Below are 19,660 nucleotides of genomic sequence, written 5' to 3'. Positions count from 1 at the left end.
TGATACATGTGTTCACAAAAGAAAAACCCCGGCGCAATGGCCGGGGTTCTTTAAGCTTATGTCGAGAAGTTTACTCTTCGCGGCTTTCAGGTGTGTCCACCGGAGCGGTTTCAAACACATCGTCCGCGCTGAAACCTTCGGCAGATGGCGCCGCAATGGCTGCCGCTGCTGCTGCTTCGGCTTCAAGACGGCGCGCTTCGACAACAACGTTGTCACGCGCTTGCGCAACCTGACGCACAGCCTGTGTCGCACCACCGGTACCGGCTGGGATCAGACGGCCCACGATGACGTTTTCTTTCAGGCCAACCAGCTTGTCTTTCTTACCTTGGACGGATGCCTCGGTGAGAACACGTGTGGTTTCCTGGAAGGACGCCGCAGAGATGAACGAACGTGTCTGCAAGGATGCTTTGGTGATACCCAACAGGATCGGTTCGCCTTTCGCAGGACGCTTGCCACGGGAAAGAGCTTTCTCGTTTGCAGCGTCGAACTCTTGCTTGTCGACATGTTCGCCTTTGAGCAGCGTGGTTTCACCAGAGTCCTGGATCTCCCATTTCTGCAGCATCTGACGCACGATAACTTCGATGTGCTTGTCGTTAATTTTAACACCTTGCAGGCGGTAAACTTCTTGCACTTCGTCGATCATGTAGTCAGCCAGCGCTTCGACACCCAAAATAGACAGGATGTCATGCGGCGCAGGGTTGCCGTCCATGATGTATTCACCCTTCTGGATGAAGTCACCTTCGCCAACTGGGATGTGCTTGCCCTTAGGCACCATGTATTCCACTGGCTCCATGGACTCATCTGCTGGCTCGATCGAGATACGACGCTTGTTCTTGTAGTCGCGGCCAAAGCGCACGTAACCATCTGCTTCCGCAATGATCGCGTGGTCTTTTGGACGACGTGCTTCGAACAGTTCCGCAACCCGTGGCAGACCACCGGTAATGTCTTTCGTTTTCGTGCCTTCCCGAGGGATACGCGCGATAACGTCACCAGCTTGAACGTCTTGGCCATCTTCTGCAGACAGGATCGCATCCACAGACATTGTGTAATGGACAGGGTTGCCTGCATCGTTACGTACTGGCTCGCCATCTGCGTCCACCAGAATGATTTCTGGCTTCAGCTCGTTGCCTTTTGGCGCTGCACGCCAGTCGGTTACGATTTTCTGGGTCATACCAGTCGCATCATCAGTCACATCACGGACAGCGATACCAGACACGAGGTCAACGTATTTCGCTTTACCGGTTTTCTCAGCGATGATTGGCAGTGTGAACGGATCCCATTCAAACAGCTTGTCGCCACGACCGATGTTCTGACCATCTTTGACGAACAGTTTGGAACCGTAACCCAACTTGTGAGTTACACGGGAATCGCCGTTGCCGTCGATAATCTCGAGCTTCATGTTCCGGCCCATAACCAGGATTTCGCCATTCGCGTTCTCCAGCACGTTGGTGCCTTCGAAACGGATCGTACCCTCTTGGCTGGCTTCCTGGAAGGACTGCTGACCACCCTGCGCAACACCACCAATGTGGAATGTACGCATTGTCAGCTGTGTACCAGGTTCACCAATGGACTGCGCCGCGATGATACCGACAGCTTCGCCTGTGTTGACCAAAGTACCACGTGCAAGGTCACGACCGTAACACTGTGCACAAACGCCTTCTTCAGCTTCACATGTCAGTGGGCTGCGGATCCGCGCAGAAGCAACACCGGCTTCATCAATGGAATCTGCCATCAATTCGTCGATCAGCTGACCGTGCGCAACCAGAACCTCTTCGGTGCCAGGACGCATGATGTCTTCTGCAGCCACACGGCCCAGAATACGCTCTGCCAAGGTTGCCACAACTTCACCGTCGTTGACCGCTGCTTCCGCAGTGATCGCGCGTTCGGTGCCACAGTCGTTCATACGAACGATACAGTCTTGGGCAACGTCCACCAGACGACGTGTCAGATAACCAGAGTTCGCAGTTTTCAACGCCGTATCCGACAGACCCTTACGAGCACCGTGGGTAGAGTTGAAGTACTCAAGAACGGTCAGACCTTCTTTAAAGTTCGAGATGATCGGTGTTTCAATGATGTCGCCGTTCGGCTTGGCCATCAGACCACGCATACCGCCCAGCTGTTTCATCTGAGTAACAGAACCACGCGCACCAGAGTGAGCCATCATGTAAACCGAGTTCGGTTCCATTTCAGCGCCATTATCGTCGGTCTTTGCAGCAGAGATGGAGCCCATCATTGCTTCAGTGACTTTGTCGTTACACTTTGACCATGCATCCACAACTTTGTTGTACTTTTCGCCCTGAGTGATCAGGCCGTCCATGTACTGTTGTTCAAAGTCTTTAACCTGCGCACGCGTCTCATCCACGATTGGCCATTTGCCATCAGGGATAACCATATCGTCCTTACCGAAGGAGATGCCGGCTTTAAACGCTTCTTTGAAGCCCATGGACATGATCTGGTCACAGAAGATCACGGACTCTTTCTGACCGCAGTAACGGTAGACGGTGTCGATGACTTTCTGAACGTCCTTCTTACGCAGAAGGTTGTTCACCAGCTCAAATGGCGCCTTGTTGTTCTGTGGCAGCAGCGCACCCAGTTTCACACGACCTGGTGTGGTCTCGAAACGCTTCATCACTTCCAGACCATTTTCATCGATCTGAGGAATCCGCGCTTGGATTTTTGTGTGTAGGTGAACGATACCCGCATCCAAAGCGTGCTCTACTTCTTCAACAGAAGAGAAGACCATGCCTTCGCCCTTCATGCCATCACGTGCGATGGTCACGTAGTAGATGCCCAAAATCATATCCTGAGAAGGAACGATGATCGGTGCACCGTTTGCAGGCGACAGAACGTTGTTAGTCGACATCATCAGAACACGTGCTTCCAGCTGAGCTTCAAGGCTCAGAGGAACGTGAACCGCCATTTGGTCACCGTCGAAGTCCGCGTTAAACGCAGAACAAACAAGCGGGTGCAGCTGAATGGCTTTACCTTCGATCAAGGTCGGTTCGAACGCCTGGATACCAAGACGGTGCAGCGTAGGTGCACGGTTCAGCATCACCGGGTGTTCGCGGATGACCTCATCGAGGATGTCCCAAACTTCTGGACGTTCTTTTTCCACCAGTTTCTTGGCTTGTTTCACAGTGGAAGACAGGCCTTTGGCTTCAAGGCGTGAGTAGATGAACGGTTTGAACAGCTCGAGTGCCATCTTCTTAGGAAGACCACATTGATGCAGTTTCAATTCCGGACCGGTCACAATGACCGAACGGCCAGAGAAGTCGACGCGTTTACCCAAAAGGTTCTGACGGAAACGACCTTGCTTACCTTTCAGCATGTCGCTGAGAGATTTCAGAGGGCGTTTGTTTGCGCCAGTGATCACGCGGCCACGACGGCCGTTGTCAAACAGAGCATCAACAGATTCCTGCAGCATCCGCTTTTCGTTGCGGACGATGATGTCAGGTGCGCGCAGTTCGATCAGACGCTTCAGACGGTTGTTCCGGTTGATCACACGACGGTAAAGGTCGTTCAGATCGGACGTCGCGAAACGACCACCATCCAGTGGCACCAGTGGGCGCAATTCTGGTGGGATCACTGGGATCACGGTCAGAACCATCCACTCTGGGCGGTTGCCGGATTCCAGGAAGGATTCCACAACTTTCAGACGTTTGATGATCTTCTTAGGCTTCAACTCGCCAGTTGCTTCAGCCAGTTCCGCACGCAAGTGCTCAGCTTCCGCTTCCAGATCGATCATGGACAGCATGTCACGGATCGCTTCTGCACCGATATTGGCCGTAAAGGCGTCCATGCCGTATGCGTCTTGCGCATCCATGAACTCTTCTTCGGTCAGCATCTGGCCGTATTGCAGGTCGGTAAGGCCCGGCTCGATGACAACGTAGTTTTCAAAGTACAGAACACGTTCCAGATCACGCAGTGTCATGTCCAGCATCAGGCCGATGCGGGATGGCAGCGATTTCAGGAACCAGATGTGCGCCACTGGGGATGCCAGCTCAATGTGGCCCATACGCTCACGGCGTACTTTTTGAAGCGTAACTTCAACACCACATTTTTCGCAGACAACGCCGCGATACTTCATGCGCTTATATTTGCCGCAGAGGCATTCGTAATCTTTGATTGGACCAAAGATACGTGCGCAGAACAGGCCATCACGCTCTGGTTTGAACGTACGGTAGTTGATGGTCTCTGGCTTTTTGATTTCGCCGTAAGACCAAGACAGGATCCGCTCTGGGGACGCCAAGGAGACTTTGATTTCGTCAAAGACCTTTGGTGGTGTCAGCGGGTTAAACGGGTTGTTCGTCAGTTCCTGGTTCATTTGTTTTCCTCAAATTCGTGCGGAAGGGTGGAAGGGAAGAAGGACCGAGGCCCTTATTCCTCAACCTCCGCATCCAGGAGTTCCATATTCAGGCCGAGACCGCGGACTTCTTTCACGAGAACATTAAAGCTCTCTGGGATGCCCGCTTCGAAGTTGTCTTCGCCCTTGACGATGCTTTCATAGACCTTGGTCCGGCCAGCGACGTCATCCGACTTAACAGTGAGCATTTCCTGCAGGGTATATGCAGCGCCGTAAGCTTCCAGAGCCCAGACCTCCATTTCCCCGAAACGCTGACCACCGAATTGCGCTTTACCGCCCAATGGCTGCTGAGTAACCAGCGAGTATGGACCAGTGGAACGCGCGTGGATTTTGTCATCCACAAGGTGGTGCAGTTTCAGCAGGTATTTCACACCCACTGTGACAGGACGTGCAAACTGTTCACCGGTACGACCGTCAAACAGGATGGACTGACCGCTGGTGTCAAAGCCCGCACGCACCAGAGCATCGTTCACGTCGAGCTCTTTAGCGCCATCAAAGACTGGTGTCGCGATTGGAACACCACGGGTCACATTGCCCGCTGCTTCGATCAGCTGTGCTTCTTCCATGCCCGCGATGCCTTCATTGTAGACATCTTCGCCATAGGCGTGGCCCATCGCTTCGCGAACAGGTGTCAGATCACCGGTGCGACGGTAGTCCTGCAGAGCGTCATCAACCTTGATGCCCAGACCGCGTGCGGCCCAGCCCATGTGGGTTTCAAGGATCTGACCAACGTTCATACGGGACGGAACGCCCAGTGGGTTCAGACAGAAGTCAACTGGTGTACCATCTTCGAGGAACGGCATGTCTTCCATAGGCACAACCTTGGAAATAACACCTTTGTTCCCGTGACGACCCGCCATCTTGTCACCCGGCTGCAGCTTACGCTTAACCGCGATAAAGACTTTGACCATCTTCATGACGCCCGGAGGCAGATCATCGCCACGACGGACTTTTTCGACTTTGTCCTCAAAGCGCGCATCTAGGGCACGTTTCTGGATCTCGTACTGTTCGTGCAGAGCTTCAACGATTTGTGCATCGCCTTCTTCTGCCAGCGCCAGCTGCCACCACTGACCCCGGGTCAGCATAGACAACAGATCTTCGGTGATTTCGGAGTTCGCTTTGACGCCTTTCGGACCTTTCACAGCAACCTTACCGATGACCAGATCGCGCAGACGGGCGTAGATGTTACGATCCAGGATCGCCAGCTCGTCGTCACGGTCACGCGCCAGTGCTTCCACTTCTTCGCGTTCGATCTGTAGCGCACGTTCGTCTTTTTCAACGCCGTGGCGGTTGAAAACACGTACTTCCACAACAGTACCGAAGTCACCCGGCTTCACACGCAAAGATGTGTCGCGTACGTCGGATGCTTTCTCACCGAAGATGGCGCGCAGAAGTTTTTCTTCCGGCGTCATCGGGCTTTCACCCTTCGGCGTGATTTTACCGACCAGAATGTCACCTGGCTCCACGTCCGCACCGATGTAAACGATGCCGGCCTCGTCGAGGTTACGCAGCGCTTCTTCACCGACGTTTGGAATGTCGCGAGTGATTTCTTCTGGGCCAAGCTTTGTGTCACGTGCCGCGACTTCGAACTCTTCGATATGCACCGAAGTGAAGACGTCGTCACGCGCGATGCGCTCGGAGATCAGAATGGAGTCTTCGTAGTTGTAGCCGTTCCAAGGCATAAACGCGACGATCACGTTTTTACCAAGGGACAATTCACCCAGATCAGTGGATGGACCGTCAGCGATCACTTCGTCCTTGCCAACTGTATCACCTACTTTCACCAGCGGACGCTGGTTGATGCATGTGTTTTGGTTGGAACGCTGGAACTTACGCAGACGATAGATGTCAACGCCCGCATCACCCAGCTCGAGGTCTTCAGTGGCACGAATAACGATACGCTGTGCATCAACTTGGTCGATGATACCCGCACGTTTCGCTTGGATCGCCGCACCGGAGTCGATCGCAACTTTTTCTTCGATACCTGTACCAACAAGCGGCGCTTCTGCACGCAGCAGAGGCACAGCCTGACGCATCATGTTCGAACCCATCAGGGCGCGGTTCGCGTCATCGTTTTCAAGGAACGGGATCAATGATGCCGCAACAGAGACCAACTGCTTTGGTGAAACGTCGATCAAGTCAACGTTGCCAACAGACGCCATGGTGTAGTCGCCCGCTTGACGGGTGTTCACCATTTCGTTCTGGAAGCGGCCTTCATCATCAAGCTGCGCGTTCGCCTGAGCGACGGTGTGGCGCATCTCTTCAGTCGCGGACATGTACTGAACTTCGTCAGTCACCTGACCTTCGATCACCTTACGATAAGGTGTTTCGATGAAGCCGTATTTGTTCACGCGTGCAAATGTCGCCAGCGAGTTGATCAGACCAATGTTTGGACCTTCCGGCGTTTCAATTGGACACATACGACCGTAGTGGGTTGGGTGAACGTCGCGCACTTCAAAGCCCGCACGTTCACGTGTCAAACCACCTGGCCCAAGCGCAGACAAGCGACGCTTGTGTGTCACTTCAGACAGCGGGTTGGTTTGGTCCATGAACTGAGACAGCTGCGAAGAGCCGAAGAATTCACGAACAGCCGCCGCTGCTGGTTTCGCGTTGATCAGATCCTGAGGCATGACAGTGTCGATTTCGACGCTAGACATACGCTCTTTAATCGCGCGCTCCATGCGCAGCAGACCCACACGGTATTGGTTTTCCATCAGCTCGCCAACGGAACGCACACGACGGTTGCCGAGGTGGTCGATGTCGTCCACGTCGCCTTTGCCGTCACGCAGTTCAACCAGCGCTTTGATGCAAGAAACAATGTCTTCTTTGCGCAGTGTGCGCTGTGTGTCTTCCGCATCCAGAGCCAGACGCATGTTCATCTTCACACGGCCAACCGCGGAAAGATCATAGCGCTCGGAATCAAAGAACAGAGTGTCAAACAGTGCAGACGCCGCTTCAACAGTCGGTGGCTCACCTGGGCGCATCACACGGTAGATATCCATAAGCGCGGTGTCGCGACCCATGTTTTTATCTGCCGCCAATGTGTTGCGGATGTAAGGACCAACATTGATGTTATCGATGTCCAAAACTGGAATATCGGTGATACCCGCTTCAACCAATTCTTTGACAGTGCCGCCGATGATGTCGCCATCTTTGTCGTATTCGAAAGTCAGCTCATCGCCTGCTTCGACATAGATCGCGCCGGTTTCTTCGTTGATGATGTCTTTCGCTACGAACTTGCCAACGATTTGATCGTAAGGCAGCAGCAGTTCAGTGACTTCACCCGCATCAATCAGTTTCTTAACTGCGCGTGGAGTTACCTTTTTGCCGGCTTCCGCGATCACTTCGCCAGAGGCCGCGTCAACCAGATCATAGGTAGGGCGGGTGCCACGAACGCGCTCAGGGAAGAACTTGGTGACCCAACCTTTGTTCTTATCGAGCTTGAAGTTCACTGTGTTGTAATAGGCGTCGCAGATCGCTTCTTGGTCCAGACCCAGCGCATAAAGCAGGGTTGTCACAGGCAATTTGCGGCGACGGTCGATACGCGCAAAGACGATGTCTTTTGCGTCGAATTCGAAGTCCAACCAAGAGCCGCGATATGGGATAATGCGGCAAGCAAACAGCAGTTTACCAGACGAGTGTGTTTTGCCTTTGTCATGATCAAAGAACACACCAGGAGATCGGTGCATCTGAGAAACGATCACACGCTCGGTGCCGTTCACAACAAATGTGCCGTTTGGTGTCATCAGAGGCATGTCGCCCATGAAGACGTCTTGTTCTTTGATGTCTTTAACAGACTTCGCGCCTGTATCTTCGTCGATATCAAACACGATCAAACGCAGAGTGACTTTCAGCGGTGCTGAATAAGTCATGTCGCGTTGCATACATTCTTCGACGTCGTACTTCGGCTTTTCCAGCTCGTAGTTGACGAACTCCAAAATGGAGTTTTCGTTGAAGTCCTTAATCGGGAATACCGATTGGAACACACCTTTGATACCTTCGCCGTCCAGCGGCATGTCGGAATCGCCGGAGCGAAGGAACAGATCGTAAGAGGACTTTTGAACCTCGATCAGGTTCGGCATCTCCAGCACTTCGCGGATTTTGCCGAAATACTTGCGCAAGCGTTTCTGGCCAAGAAAAGTTTGAGCCATGTTCGATGACACCTTTCAATTTCTCATCGGGTCAGCATGCCGTCGGGCCCCGGCACCATCCCCTTTCGAGACAAACAAGTTGGATCAATTCCCGGCCTCTGTCCCACCAAAGACCACCCGATCCGTAACTCGCCTTAGAAAAACCCCTACATCGAAAAGGGTCTTTCTAAGACAGGTTCGGCAGGGAACGGAAAACCGCACCCTGCCTCACACCTAATCCGGGAAAATCCCGGAAAGGATTACTTAAGCTCGACTTCTGCGCCAGCTGCTTCCAGCTTCGCTTTGATGTCTTCTGCTTCTGCTTTGTCGACGCCTTCTTTGACAGCTTTGCCGCCAGCTTCAACAAGCTCTTTTGCTTCTTTGAGGCCCAGGCCAGTGATGCCGCGGACTTCTTTGATGACGTTGATTTTCTTGTCGCCTGCGGCTTTCAGAATTACGTCAAATTCAGTTTTTTCCTCAGCAGCTTCGCCACCGGCGTCTGCGCCACCAGCAACCATTACGGCGCCGCCAGCAGCTGGCTCGATGCCATACTCGTCTTTGAGGATTGTTTTCAGTTCTTGTGCTTCCAGCAGGGTCAGACCCACGATGCTTTCTGCGAGTGCTTTCAGATCAGCCATTTTAGACTCTTTCCGTTATAAGATATGTGTTCCAACGTTCAGGTGTTACCCAAACGCGGTTCTCAAGTTGCTTACGCAGCTTCTGCCTTGTCCTCGATGGTAGACAGAATGCCCGCGATGTTCGAAGCAGGTGCGCCAATTGCGCCAGCGATGTTGGAAGCAGGTGCGCCAAGCATACCAGCGATAGTAGCAATAAGCTCTTCGCGGGAAGGCATCTTGGACACTGCTGTAACGCCAGCACGATCAAGAGCGTTCTCACCCATTGCACCACCAAGGATTACGAAGTTATCGTTATCCTTAGCGAAGTCTTCGGCCACTTTGGCAGCTGCCACAGGGTCCTCAGAATAGGTTAGAACAGTCATACCCGTCAGGTAATCGCCGATGCTTGCGCAAGGCTTTCCTTCTAGGGCGATTTTGGCGAGCCTGTTTTTGGCAACGCGAACTGCAGCACCAGAGTCACGCGCGGACGCGCGCAGGTTCTGCATGTCAGCAACTGTAAGACCCGCGTAGTGAGAAACCACTACAACGCCAGAGCTTTCAAAGATCTGGCCGAGTTCGTCGACCAATTTTTCTTTTTGTGCTCTATCCACAGTTTTACTCCAAATTTGGAAGGCTTCCGCCCTCCGGCTCATATTTGCTGGGTATAAAACCCAGCGTTCAGGTCCGAATTACGGGGCTGAACCAAAACCACCCGAGGAAATCCCTCGGTCAATCTGGTCTTTCCCGTCTCAGGCAAGAGATTAAGAGGGAAGCCCTCACTCACCGTCTTGGACGAAATACAAAACAGCGCACGAAGAATCGCACGCTGAACTGTACGCTGTGGTTTAGATTGATTGACGAGACAGCGCAAGGGTGAACATGAGGCGAAACCTCAGTTCACATCAATATCAATACTGCTGTTGGTATCAGCTAACATAATTAGGCTGAAATGGCAAAACACCAAGACCAAATCACAAACTGCCCAATGCTAGTGCCGCATATTCAACGACTTACGATTTCGAGCGTGAAGTGCGAGCAGATCTTTACCGGGCCGCCCATCCAGAAGATCACGCGCAGGCACCATTGCTGCACTCATCAAATCTGGAAACAGCAACTCCAGCTCTTCCAGCGCTTCCGCCGAAAGCGCATTTTCAACCATTTCACCCAGATACAAAGATTCCGCCTCAGCGCCTTCTGCAAATAGAATTTGATGATCCGCACAAAGAATATGAAAATATACCACCCGCCCCTCTGATAGGTCCGCATATATACCCGGCATCTCGGTCAGCTTTTTGGCCGGCACAAGAACTTCCAAACTTCCCGCAACACGCTTTGCTATCGCGGAACTCACCACCATACGATGCTGCGGTGACACAAACAAATCTCGCCGCGGACGCCCTGCCCCCATTGCACCTGCTGTAATACAAATAGGTGCGGTTTTTTCGGTCACAGCACATTCGCTTTGACCGATCCAAAGAATGCCCTGCGCGCCGCCATCACGCGTGACGACCAAATCGCCTACACGAAGGTCCTGTACGAGCCGCTCCCCGTCAGGCGTGAGGATCATGCTCCCAGCGCGAAAACAAGTCACAAAATCAGCGTCAGTCCGATTTGCCGCGAGCCCAGAGTAATTTGACCCGAGTAGGCTATCGAGCGTGATTGACGTTATGGGCCCAGCTTCAAGGGCAGCCTGATCTGAATTGTCAGTGATTTCAGGCGCGAGATAGGTGTTTCCATTTGTGTCCTGAAAAACCACCGCGGAAATCGTAGCCGTGGATCCATCGGTATAGGTGATTGTCGCACGGTAAACCGCGACGCCATCGAATGTTTGCGGAGCCCCACCATCAATGGAAAATCTGTCGTTCGAATTAGAATTGTTCTGATCATATGCCGATCGCGAACCGCCTGAGTAGCTTTCAGCCTCAAACCTTTGCACGTCTTGAGAAAGGGGAGAATCTTCGCTGCCAAATTCGCGACCCACTAAATTTGAGGCATTTTCGGCACGGCTATTGCCCTCAACAGTATCAATGCTGTCGTTTCGACCCAACGAGATAACATTAAAATTAGTGGGCACAACACCACCTCAAACCAATACTCAAGCACAATTTACGTGTTGAAACTTAATAGCCCTTTAACCGACGTCAACCACCAAACAGACAAAGAAAAAGGCGCCATCTTGCGAGGCGCCTTTTCCGAATTCAATTGTCAGGCAGCTTATTGTGCCGCTGCGTTGTCCACGTCGATGGAAACGCCTGGGCCCATTGTAGAGCTCAGTGCGATTTTCTTGACGTATGCGCCTTTCGCGCCAGCAGGCTTGGCTTTCAGAACCGCGTCCATGAAGGCACGTACGTTCTCAACCAGCTTGTCTTCGCCGAAAGAAGCTTTACCGACGCCTGCGTGTACAACACCAGCTTTTTCAGCTTTGAACTGTACTTCGCCGCCTTTAGCCGCTTCAACAGCCGCTTTCACGTCCATTGTTACGGTGCCAACTTTTGGGTTTGGCATCAGGTTGCGTGGGCCAAGGATTTTACCGAGACGACCAACAACAGGCATCATGTCTGGAGTCGCGATGCAGCGATCAAAGTCCAGGTTGCCGCCCTGAATGGATTCCATCAGGTCTTCTGCACCAACGATGTCTGCGCCAGCTGCTTGAGCTTCTTCAGCTTTCGGGCCGCGAGCGAATACCGCTACGCGAACAGATTTACCTGTGCCGTTTGGCAGACCAACAACGCCGCGGACCATTTGGTCTGCGTGACGAGGGTCAACACCAAGGCAAACTGCGATTTCTACAGTTTCGTCGAATTTCGCGGCTGCATTGCCTTTGACCAGTGCAACTGCTTCTTCAACAGAAACATTGTCTTTGCCAGCGAATGCTTCGCGTGCGGCGCGGGTACGTTTACCAAGTTTAGCCATGATTTAGCCTTTCACCTCGATACCCATGGAGCGTGCGGAGCCCATGATGATCTGCATTGCTGCTTCTACGTCGTTCGCAGTCAGGTCTTTCATTTTCGCTTCAGCGATTTCACGAACCTGCTTAACAGTCACGGAGGCAACGATTTCACGGCCAGGTGCTTCCGCACCGCGTGGACGGTTACGCTTACCAACTGGCTTCAGGCCAGCGGCTTTTTTCAGGTAGTAAGACGCAGGAGGCGTCTTGATGTCCATTGTGAAGGACTTGTCCTGATAATAAGTGATCACGGTTGGGCACGGCGCACCGTTTTCCATTTCCTGTGTTTTCGCGTTAAACGCTTTACAGAATTCCATGATATTGATGCCGCGCTGACCCAGTGCTGGGCCAACTGGCGGGGATGGGTTAGCTGCGCCCGCAGGGATCTGCAGCTTCATAGTACCAGCAAGCTTCTTAGCCATTTGCTGTTCCTTTCAACAAAGACGAAACGCGTTTCGTCCGGTTTATGTTGCGTGGTCCGATGTCAGGATCGCGATCCTTAAATCTCCCACGAGAGAATCTCGCCCTAAGACGATAAGCGCGCTGAATAAGCCCGATAGTCTGGATTGGCAAGCCTCAAAGTAACCGGCCTTTAAGTCTCACAATTATACGCTTTACAAAAATACTTTGGCACAGCGCTGGGTTGAAGCGTAAAACAAGTCAGGCCTGAAATCGGACCAGGCCCAATCAACCTGGGGGCAGATTGAGCACATAAACGTCCGAACAAAACATACGCCAAAAATGGCGGTTTAATGCATGTGCTCGGTCTTCCGAATTAAAGGACGAGACCATTGGACTTTGCAAGTTCTGATAGCCACGCCACTGCGCGCGCGGCGCAAGATATTGAAGTGGCGCCTGCAAAAGCAGCAGCTAAGAAGACTGAGCGCAGGTATAAGCGCGGATACGACACACAACACCTCAGCGCGGATGTGCGCGCAACGTTGAAAAGCGCAGAGGGGTGCAGGCCATGGGCGCGCATTCGCGAGGCGACTTTGACGGTCGCAAGCATTCCTGCGATGGCCGCACTGACGGTGGCGATTATTCTATCGCTGTTTAACCTTGAAATGGCATTTCCCGTTCAAGCTGGAGCGTCCATTCTGACCTATCTTTTGGCCTGTGTTGTCATCGCTCGCCAATTGCGCGGGCTTGAGATCATGGTCCATGACGCGTCGCATCTGACCTGGGTGCGTTCAAGCCCCAAACTCAATCATTTTTTAGCAGATCTCTTTGTTGGTGCGCCGGTGTTGAGCTCTGTAAAGGAATATTGGAAATCGCACCGTATTCACCACGGCCAATATGGATCACATAAAGATCCCTGCCTGCAGCGGTTCACCGATATGGGTGTAACTGATATTGATTTATCGACCCATTGGAAAATCGCCCGCGCCGTTGTCGCCTGGTTGCCTAGCTATAACGCAGCTTATTATCGTGAGATCGGCAGCCAATCCACCTACCAATGGACACTCTTTATTGCTTGGCACTTCTGCGTACTGGTCGCGCCCTTGGCAACGCTCCTGACATTGGGCATTGGCTTTGAGCTGCAGGTGGGCATGGCGCTAGCGCTGTTTGGCTGGGTAATTTTTTGGGTTCTACCCGCGATGGTTTTCCTGCCGATCATTCGTTCCATCGCTGAAACCGAGGAGCACGACTATGAAGCGGGTGAAACCGAGTTCGAGACCACCTTCACCAATGATGGTTTTCTGCATCGCTTGTTGATCCACCCCAAAAATGACGCCTACCACGTCATCCACCATCTTTTCCCCAACATTCCAGAGGCGGAACATCACTGGGTTCATACCCTCCTAATGGAACAGGACGAAAAATATAGCTCCGCTCTACGGCGTGGCAAATTGCTGAATGTGCAGTAATGCGGCAGAGGCGCGCCGATAGGCGCGCCGCTCCTACCGGTAGCGCAGGTTCTCACGCGACAACTGATCTAATGAAGTCACGCCCATCAACTTCATATCGCGCTCGATCTCTGTTCGGAAATTACCTAACACACGCTCAACGCCTGCCTGACCTGCGGCGGCCAGCGCGTACAAGTACATTCGCCCACCAGAACAGGCTTTGGCCCCCACCGACAGGGCTTTCAGTACATGTGTCCCGCGTTGAATGCCGCCCTCGCAAATCACGTCGATCTTATCACCAACCGCATCACAGATTTCAGCAAGCTGATCAAACGGCGCACGAGAGCCATCCAGCTGACGGCCTCCATGATTTGAGACCATGATACCCGTGCATCCAATATCCACGGCCCGTTTTGCGTCCTCAACGCTCATGATGCCTTTCAGGGCAAACTGTCCGTTCCACTGCGCGCAGAGCTTTTCAGCATCTTTCCAGTTCATCGACTGATCCAACATGGTCGAGAAATACTCGCCCACCGAAACAGCCAAATTGGTGCCTGCGCTCACGTGACCTGACAGATGCGGCATATCGAATTTTTCTTTTGTAAAGAAGTTCCACGCCCATTGTGGGTGTAGGGCAAAACTCAGGGCTGAGGCCGGCGTAAGTTTTGGCGGAGACGTGAAACCGGTACGCAGGTCACGCTCACGGTTGCCGCCTGTGATCGTATCTACGGTCAAGGCCATGACTTGAAAGTTTGCAGCGCGAGCGCGTTCCAGCAATGTATCGTTTAAGCCGCGATCTTTGTGGAAGTAGAATTGGAACATCTTTGGCCCAGGCGCGAGCTTCTCGATTTCTTCAACCGTCACCGTGGCCAGCGAAGAAACCCCAAACATGGTGCCAAATTTGGTGGCTGCCTTACCAACCGCCCGCTCGCCATCATGGTGAAACAATCGCTGCAACGCCGTTGGCGCACAGTAGATCGGCATATCAAGCTTTTGCCCCATGACCTCGACGGACATGTCGACATTCTCGACCCCGGCCAGAACATTCGGCACAAGATCGACATCATCAAACGAACTGGTGTTTCGGCGATAGGTAATTTCATCGTCGGCTGCGCCATCGATGTAGTGAAATATCGGACCCGGCAAGCGCCGCTTGGCTAGTCTCCGGAAATCCCCGAAATTATGACAGTCTGTTAAGCGCATCGAAACCTCCACTTTGGTAATCAAGTATTACCAATTTCGGAATTCACACGATCCAACAATACGATGCAACCAAAAAAAACCGAGCATTGAATACTCGGTTTTTCTTAAAGTGGCTTAATCAACTGCGGGAACAGCCCCCAAAACCCGCAACATCTCCGGCAAAGGAGGCGATGTGAGACGGGAACCAACCTTTACAGCTTCTTTTCCAAAGGTCATTCGAACACCAGCGGTTACGATCGCGTCACGTGTATGATCAAAGCTGGAACTACCGTTGTCCTCGCGCACATCGATAACGGACAGCCCGCCGTAGATTGAAAACCGATCATGCGCTGATCGGTGTATTGTATGTTCAATTTCGATCTTCGCGACAATCGCATCAACCTGATCGGGCGCACTGCGCGAGTCCAAATCCTGCTCGCCGCTGAAATAAGATAATCCAAACTGCAATTGGGTGTCGTCTGACCAAGAATAGGTCGCGGCACCACCCAGCATCACGGCATTTGCAAGCGTTTCGGGATTATCCGCTTCGCTGTCTAGCACGCCAAGTGTTCCCGCAATCGACCAAATCTCGTTGTTCCAAGAAGCTTGAAGCCCATAGCTTTTGAACGAGGTCCGCTGATCAGCATCATCCCAACCAAAATGAACTTCACCGACAGTTGCAAAGGCACCTAGATAGTAATCCTGGAATGTTTGGCCCGCCTGCAAACTAAATTGCCGCCCCAAACGGTAGGTATCGTCTGAAAAAGCAAAACCCACCACCGCAGGTGCCTTGCTAGAGTCGATGTTCAATCCACCCTGCAAGACGAAGCCATTATCGAACGCATGCCCCAGCACGCCGTTCAACTTACGACGCTTACTTTCGTCGACCTCAAGACCCCGGCCGCTTGAATCCAGCGCATTGCCGCTGCGCCAGTCACGCGACAAACCAAAGTCAATCTCTGCAAAGGTGTCCGCTGTCGCTGCACTAGGAACAGCCAACGCCACAACGGTCCCGATCAGTTTAAAGTATTTCATGTGTCATCCCCAATTTCGCGAGGGAATACGCAGGCCCTGACGCAAGAACAAGACCACAAAAGAAAAAGCCGCCCCAAGGGACGGCCTTAAAACTCTCACTACTATTAAAGCGGCTTACGCTTCTTTGGTCACCTGAGCGTATTCCAACTCAACCGGTGTCTCGCGGCCAAAGATAGATACAGTCACTTTCAGGCGTTGGTTTTCTTCGTCCACACCTTCGACCATGCCATCGAAACCTTCGAATGGACCGTCGTTGACTTTGACCTTTTCGCCAATTTCGAAGCTGATCATCAGTTTCGGCGCTTCTTCACCTTCAGCAACACGGCCCAAGATGGACTGCACTTCGGCGTCGCGCATTGGCATTGGACGACCCTGCGGGCCCAAGAAACCTGTTACGCGGTTAATAGAGCTGATCAGGTGATAACCTTGGTCGCTCATTTCCATACGCACCAAAACATAGCCCGGCATAAAGCGGCGTTCGGTGGTGACCTTTTTACCGCGACGTACTTCGATGACCTCTTCGGTCGGAACCAGTACTTCTTCGATCTGATCTTGAAGACCGCTTTCTTCAGCGGACTGGCGGATCTGCTCGGCGATCTTCTTCTCAAAGTTAGAGAGGACGCTTACAGAGTACCAACGCTTTGCCATATGACCGTTCTTTCCCGTCCGTGCGGCACAAAGCCGACATTCTTATAACCAATTGGACCAGCGGGCCCATTATCCGACTCCCAAACAAAATTGCGGCGCGCAATGCGAATCGCCGCGCGCCTGTTTAAGAGTACTGATTGACCTACCGGGGAAGCTCGGTGAGTTCAAGAGCTTTGTCGGTGCATATCGCGCCAGATAAACGCTTCAAGGGTCTCTTAGAAAGCGTTCAGAACTGCTTCCAAACCGCTGCGAATGCCCAGATCTACAAGCGAAAAGAACACTGCGGTCAATGCGGCCATGATAAAGACCATCACGGTAGTCAAAATAACTTCGCGACGGCTAGGCCAGACAACCTTAGAGATCTCTGCGCGGGTCTGCTGAATAAACTGAGCTGGGTTCGTACGAGCCATGATACATCTTCTTTGATAGGATCAAGGGGTGACATACGCCCCCAGCGCTTTGAATTCAAGTGCTGGAATGCAGCCTAAGCAATCAAGAAAAGCTCTGCTGTCCTTCTTCGCGCGCCATATGTGCCATACGACGAATATAGGCTCTTTCGGCTGCAGCCTGATCTGCTTCGCTTTGCATTTGTGGCATATGCAAGCCGCGCGTCCAGCTACCTGGCAGCTTATCCAGTCGCTTCTGGAAACGATCCATTCGCTTGGACGCTTTTACGCGTAAAGCAGCAGCTTTTGCAGGTTGGCGCTTTTCATAGCGACGCCACAGGACCTCTGAATAGCGACGGATGCGATCAGGACCCAGCAGCAACGCGAACAACGTCACAAAGAAGAGTACAACAACCAGCACAGTCGGTAGGAACCATGGATTGATTATAAAGGTCATAAGTGTCGCCACCAACGCCACACGACGTGGTGTAAGGTGACGCCAAAGGCTATCTGTGCGAGTGGCTTGGCGCGCCGCCGACTTTGCAGAAGCCCCTGACTGCTGAATGGCTGGCTTGACGCACTCAACCTTGGTGTCCGTTACGGATTTTGGTTGGCGCTTGAAAAACCGGCGCCCTTTGGGTTTTCCACCCGCGCGTTGGCGGGCCGGTATGTGCAAAGGACCTTCTGCTTTGATCTCGGCCAAAGCAGCACGATCATCCTGAACGATCGCTTTAATGGTCGCCAGCGTTTCCTGACTGAGTTCCCGCTCGAGCATTGAAGCAGGCTGTGGCAGCACGTTGTCTTTTGTCATATCTCATCCAATCCGCCCCCGGATTCTCGCACACGAGACAATGCGGCGACATTCGGTTCGAGATTGGTCGGATTTAAGGCTGAAAAAAGGCAAGAAAATGTCTCTGTCCACGTACTGGAAACAGTCACGCAAAACCAACCAAGATTAGCACCAGAATCGCCGCCAATTGTTAACTTATTTTGGTGCCACTGCCTTAAGTGCGTCCAGATTCGTGCCACAAATCTCGGCTTCATGGCGCTCGATGTGTTCCACGGGCCAATCCCACCAAGCAATCTTTTGCATACGAGCTGCGTCCTCTGTCGACACCCGTTGGCGGATCAGCTGCGCGGGGTTGCCACCGACAACGGTATAAGGGGCAACATTCTTTGCGACGACGGCCCCTGCAGCAATGATCGCACCATCACCGATGGTTACTCCGGGCAAGATCGTAGCGCCAGTGCCCAACCAGACATCATTGCCAACGATTGTATCTGGCCCAGGTGACGGCAGGCTCGGTCGCCCCTCCCAGCCGCCGCCAAACACCAGAAAAGGGAAACTCGACAAGCCGTCCATACGGTGATTGGCCGATGAGGTGATAAACTGCACCCCGTGCGCAATCTGGCAGAACTTGCCAATCACCAGGCGCTCAGGCGCAAAATCCCAAAGATAGGGCGCAAGGCGTTGTGCGATATTTGCGGGTTCAAGAAGGGGCTGATGCGCCGACATATAAGTATAGTCACCGACCTCGATGCGAGGATGCTCAAGGACTGCGTTCAAAAAGACGGTTCCTTGATGCGCAGTGCCATCTTGCAATTTGATCGGGTGAACTGTGTTTGGATTTGGAAAAGGCATGATTGTGGTCCTGTCAGAAATTCAGTGAATTCGTTCAGTTCGCGATAATCATTGTCCTTACTCCTTAAAGAAGTGGCAGGGGCACCAGGGCTCGAACCCGGGACCTACGGTTTTGGAGACCGTCGCTCTACCAACTGAGCTATACCCCTACGGTGACGCTTGGATTAAGAGAGAGTCGGGTGAGGTGCAAGGCAAAAATGCGAATCCGCTGTAATTATCCTCACAGATTGCTCACGGTCAAACACCGGATCACCAACGGGATTTTTCAAACCCGTGAGACTGTTGAAACATATCAACAATTTTTTCTCTGCACGTTTTTGTGACACGCCTGTATTTGCGAAATTTCCTCACCCATACCTCTCGAAAACCTCGCGCCTTCACACGCAATCTATGCGCTTAAGCGCCTTATTTCATTGAGGTGCACATACCCCCTGCAGGCATGCACAGACCCCTGATCACACAAGGTTTCTTTCAAGGAAGAAAAGCGTGATCGAGCGTGTGCGTTTTCGTGAATTCAAACTCCGGAAGAGCGATCCTAGTTTGTTTGGTGTCAGCGGGACACACCGCAAACGAACTACAAAACGAACCAACACAAACCGAAAGGAACACGACAATGAAAAATGTATTTCTCGCATCCGCAGTTGCTCTGACAGCATTCGCAGGTGCAGCTTCCGCAATGGGCGCAGCATCTGCTTACGAAGGCACCATCAAACAGTTCGCTCCTGAAGCAGACCTGTCTGGCTATTCTGACGCAGCAATCGCTCACATCGTAAACACCATCAACGACGATGGCGATGACAGCTTCCATCAAACTCAAGCTCAAGTGCGCTCCCTGCTAAAGCACCTGAACTAAGACCTCCCCA

General features: G+C 52.6%; 15 protein-coding genes and 1 tRNA gene. 2 read left to right on the top strand and 14 right to left on the bottom strand.

Features of this window, described 5'->3' with window-relative positions; translation table 11 throughout:
- Window positions 1–70: 70 nt before the first annotated feature.
- From rpoC to rplK, 7 genes are all read right to left on the bottom strand, one after another.
- The gene (gene rpoC, locus JXQ85_RS03530) at window positions 71–4,324 is read right to left on the bottom strand and encodes a DNA-directed RNA polymerase subunit beta' (RefSeq protein ID WP_421747486.1); all 4,254 of its coding nucleotides are present in this window, start codon (window positions 4,322–4,324) and stop codon (window positions 71–73) included.
- A gap of 53 nt (window positions 4,325–4,377) precedes the next feature.
- Entirely contained in the window at window positions 4,378–8,514 is a 4,137-nt protein-coding gene (rpoB, locus tag JXQ85_RS03525; protein WP_421747485.1) for a DNA-directed RNA polymerase subunit beta, read from the bottom strand.
- Window positions 8,515–8,753: 239 nt separating this feature from the next.
- Window positions 8,754–9,131, bottom strand: a complete 378-nt coding sequence (gene rplL / locus JXQ85_RS03520) for a 50S ribosomal protein L7/L12 (RefSeq protein ID WP_421747484.1) — start codon at window positions 9,129–9,131, stop codon at window positions 8,754–8,756.
- A gap of 71 nt (window positions 9,132–9,202) precedes the next feature.
- Window positions 9,203–9,721, bottom strand: a complete 519-nt coding sequence (gene rplJ / locus JXQ85_RS03515) for a 50S ribosomal protein L10 (RefSeq protein WP_421747483.1) — start codon at window positions 9,719–9,721, stop codon at window positions 9,203–9,205.
- A 377-nt stretch (window positions 9,722–10,098) separates the two neighbouring features.
- The gene (locus JXQ85_RS03510; RefSeq protein WP_421747482.1) at window positions 10,099–11,184 is read right to left on the bottom strand and encodes a Hint domain-containing protein; all 1,086 of its coding nucleotides are present in this window, start codon (window positions 11,182–11,184) and stop codon (window positions 10,099–10,101) included.
- Window positions 11,185–11,324: 140 nt separating this feature from the next.
- On the bottom strand, window positions 11,325–12,023 hold the full coding sequence (gene rplA, locus JXQ85_RS03505) for a 50S ribosomal protein L1 (protein ID WP_421747481.1): 699 nt from the start codon (window positions 12,021–12,023) through the stop codon (window positions 11,325–11,327).
- A gap of 3 nt (window positions 12,024–12,026) precedes the next feature.
- Window positions 12,027–12,479 (bottom strand): 50S ribosomal protein L11, encoded by a 453-nt coding sequence (gene rplK, locus JXQ85_RS03500; RefSeq protein WP_421747480.1) that lies wholly within the window; start codon window positions 12,477–12,479, stop codon window positions 12,027–12,029.
- Between the two features lie 369 nt (window positions 12,480–12,848).
- Between rplK and JXQ85_RS03495 the strand changes: the two genes are divergently transcribed.
- Entirely contained in the window at window positions 12,849–13,925 is a 1,077-nt protein-coding gene (locus tag JXQ85_RS03495; RefSeq protein WP_421747479.1) for a fatty acid desaturase, read from the top strand.
- Between the two features lie 33 nt (window positions 13,926–13,958).
- Here JXQ85_RS03495 and JXQ85_RS03490 read toward each other — a convergent pair whose 3' ends face one another.
- The 7 genes from JXQ85_RS03490 to JXQ85_RS03460 form a co-directional block, all read right to left on the bottom strand.
- Window positions 13,959–15,107, bottom strand: coding sequence for an alpha-hydroxy acid oxidase (locus JXQ85_RS03490; protein ID WP_421747478.1), 1,149 nt, complete (start codon window positions 15,105–15,107; stop codon window positions 13,959–13,961).
- Window positions 15,108–15,221: 114 nt separating this feature from the next.
- On the bottom strand, window positions 15,222–16,121 hold the full coding sequence (locus JXQ85_RS03485; protein ID WP_421747477.1) for a hypothetical protein: 900 nt from the start codon (window positions 16,119–16,121) through the stop codon (window positions 15,222–15,224).
- A gap of 114 nt (window positions 16,122–16,235) precedes the next feature.
- Window positions 16,236–16,769 (bottom strand): transcription termination/antitermination protein NusG, encoded by a 534-nt coding sequence (gene nusG / locus JXQ85_RS03480; protein WP_421747476.1) that lies wholly within the window; start codon window positions 16,767–16,769, stop codon window positions 16,236–16,238.
- Between the two features lie 215 nt (window positions 16,770–16,984).
- Window positions 16,985–17,179, bottom strand: a complete 195-nt coding sequence (gene secE / locus JXQ85_RS03475; protein WP_421747475.1) for a preprotein translocase subunit SecE — start codon at window positions 17,177–17,179, stop codon at window positions 16,985–16,987.
- Window positions 17,180–17,261: 82 nt separating this feature from the next.
- Window positions 17,262–17,966: a hypothetical protein gene (locus JXQ85_RS03470; RefSeq protein WP_421747474.1), complete on the bottom strand. Its 705-nt coding sequence runs from the start codon at window positions 17,964–17,966 to the stop codon at window positions 17,262–17,264.
- Between the two features lie 174 nt (window positions 17,967–18,140).
- On the bottom strand, window positions 18,141–18,797 hold the full coding sequence (locus tag JXQ85_RS03465) for a CatB-related O-acetyltransferase (protein ID WP_421747473.1): 657 nt from the start codon (window positions 18,795–18,797) through the stop codon (window positions 18,141–18,143).
- Between the two features lie 73 nt (window positions 18,798–18,870).
- Window positions 18,871–18,946, bottom strand: a tRNA-Trp gene (locus JXQ85_RS03460).
- 464 nt (window positions 18,947–19,410) lie between these two features.
- Between JXQ85_RS03460 and JXQ85_RS03455 the strand changes: the two genes are divergently transcribed.
- Window positions 19,411–19,650, top strand: a complete 240-nt coding sequence (locus JXQ85_RS03455) for a hypothetical protein (RefSeq protein ID WP_421747472.1) — start codon at window positions 19,411–19,413, stop codon at window positions 19,648–19,650.
- Window positions 19,651–19,660: the final 10 nt, after the last annotated feature.

Origin of the sequence: Cognatishimia sp. (assembly GCF_049116455.1) — a bacterium.
Lineage (GTDB): Bacteria > Pseudomonadota > Alphaproteobacteria > Rhodobacterales > Rhodobacteraceae > Cognatishimia.
Note: the sequence above shows the minus strand (reverse complement) of the source record. Positions and strands in the feature narration are given on the sequence as shown.

Coding starts and splice junctions, on each gene's coding strand:
- JXQ85_RS03490 (WP_421747478.1), bottom strand. CDS start 15,107: ATGCGCTTAACAGACTGTCATAATTTCGGGGATTTCCGGAGACTAGCC.
- rpoC (WP_421747486.1), bottom strand. CDS start 4,324: ATGAACCAGGAACTGACGAACAACCCGTTTAACCCGCTGACACCACCA.
- rplA (WP_421747481.1), bottom strand. CDS start 12,023: ATGGCTAAACTTGGTAAACGTACCCGCGCCGCACGCGAAGCATTCGCT.
- nusG (WP_421747476.1), bottom strand. CDS start 16,769: ATGGCAAAGCGTTGGTACTCTGTAAGCGTCCTCTCTAACTTTGAGAAG.
- JXQ85_RS03470 (WP_421747474.1), bottom strand. CDS start 17,966: ATGACAAAAGACAACGTGCTGCCACAGCCTGCTTCAATGCTCGAGCGG.
- JXQ85_RS03455 (WP_421747472.1), top strand. CDS start 19,411: ATGAAAAATGTATTTCTCGCATCCGCAGTTGCTCTGACAGCATTCGCA.
- JXQ85_RS03485 (WP_421747477.1), bottom strand. CDS start 16,121: ATGAAATACTTTAAACTGATCGGGACCGTTGTGGCGTTGGCTGTTCCT.
- rplK (WP_421747480.1), bottom strand. CDS start 12,479: ATGGCTAAGAAGCTTGCTGGTACTATGAAGCTGCAGATCCCTGCGGGC.
- JXQ85_RS03465 (WP_421747473.1), bottom strand. CDS start 18,797: ATGCCTTTTCCAAATCCAAACACAGTTCACCCGATCAAATTGCAAGAT.
- rplL (WP_421747484.1), bottom strand. CDS start 9,131: ATGGCTGATCTGAAAGCACTCGCAGAAAGCATCGTGGGTCTGACCCTG.
- secE (WP_421747475.1), bottom strand. CDS start 17,179: ATGGCTCGTACGAACCCAGCTCAGTTTATTCAGCAGACCCGCGCAGAG.
- rpoB (WP_421747485.1), bottom strand. CDS start 8,514: ATGGCTCAAACTTTTCTTGGCCAGAAACGCTTGCGCAAGTATTTCGGC.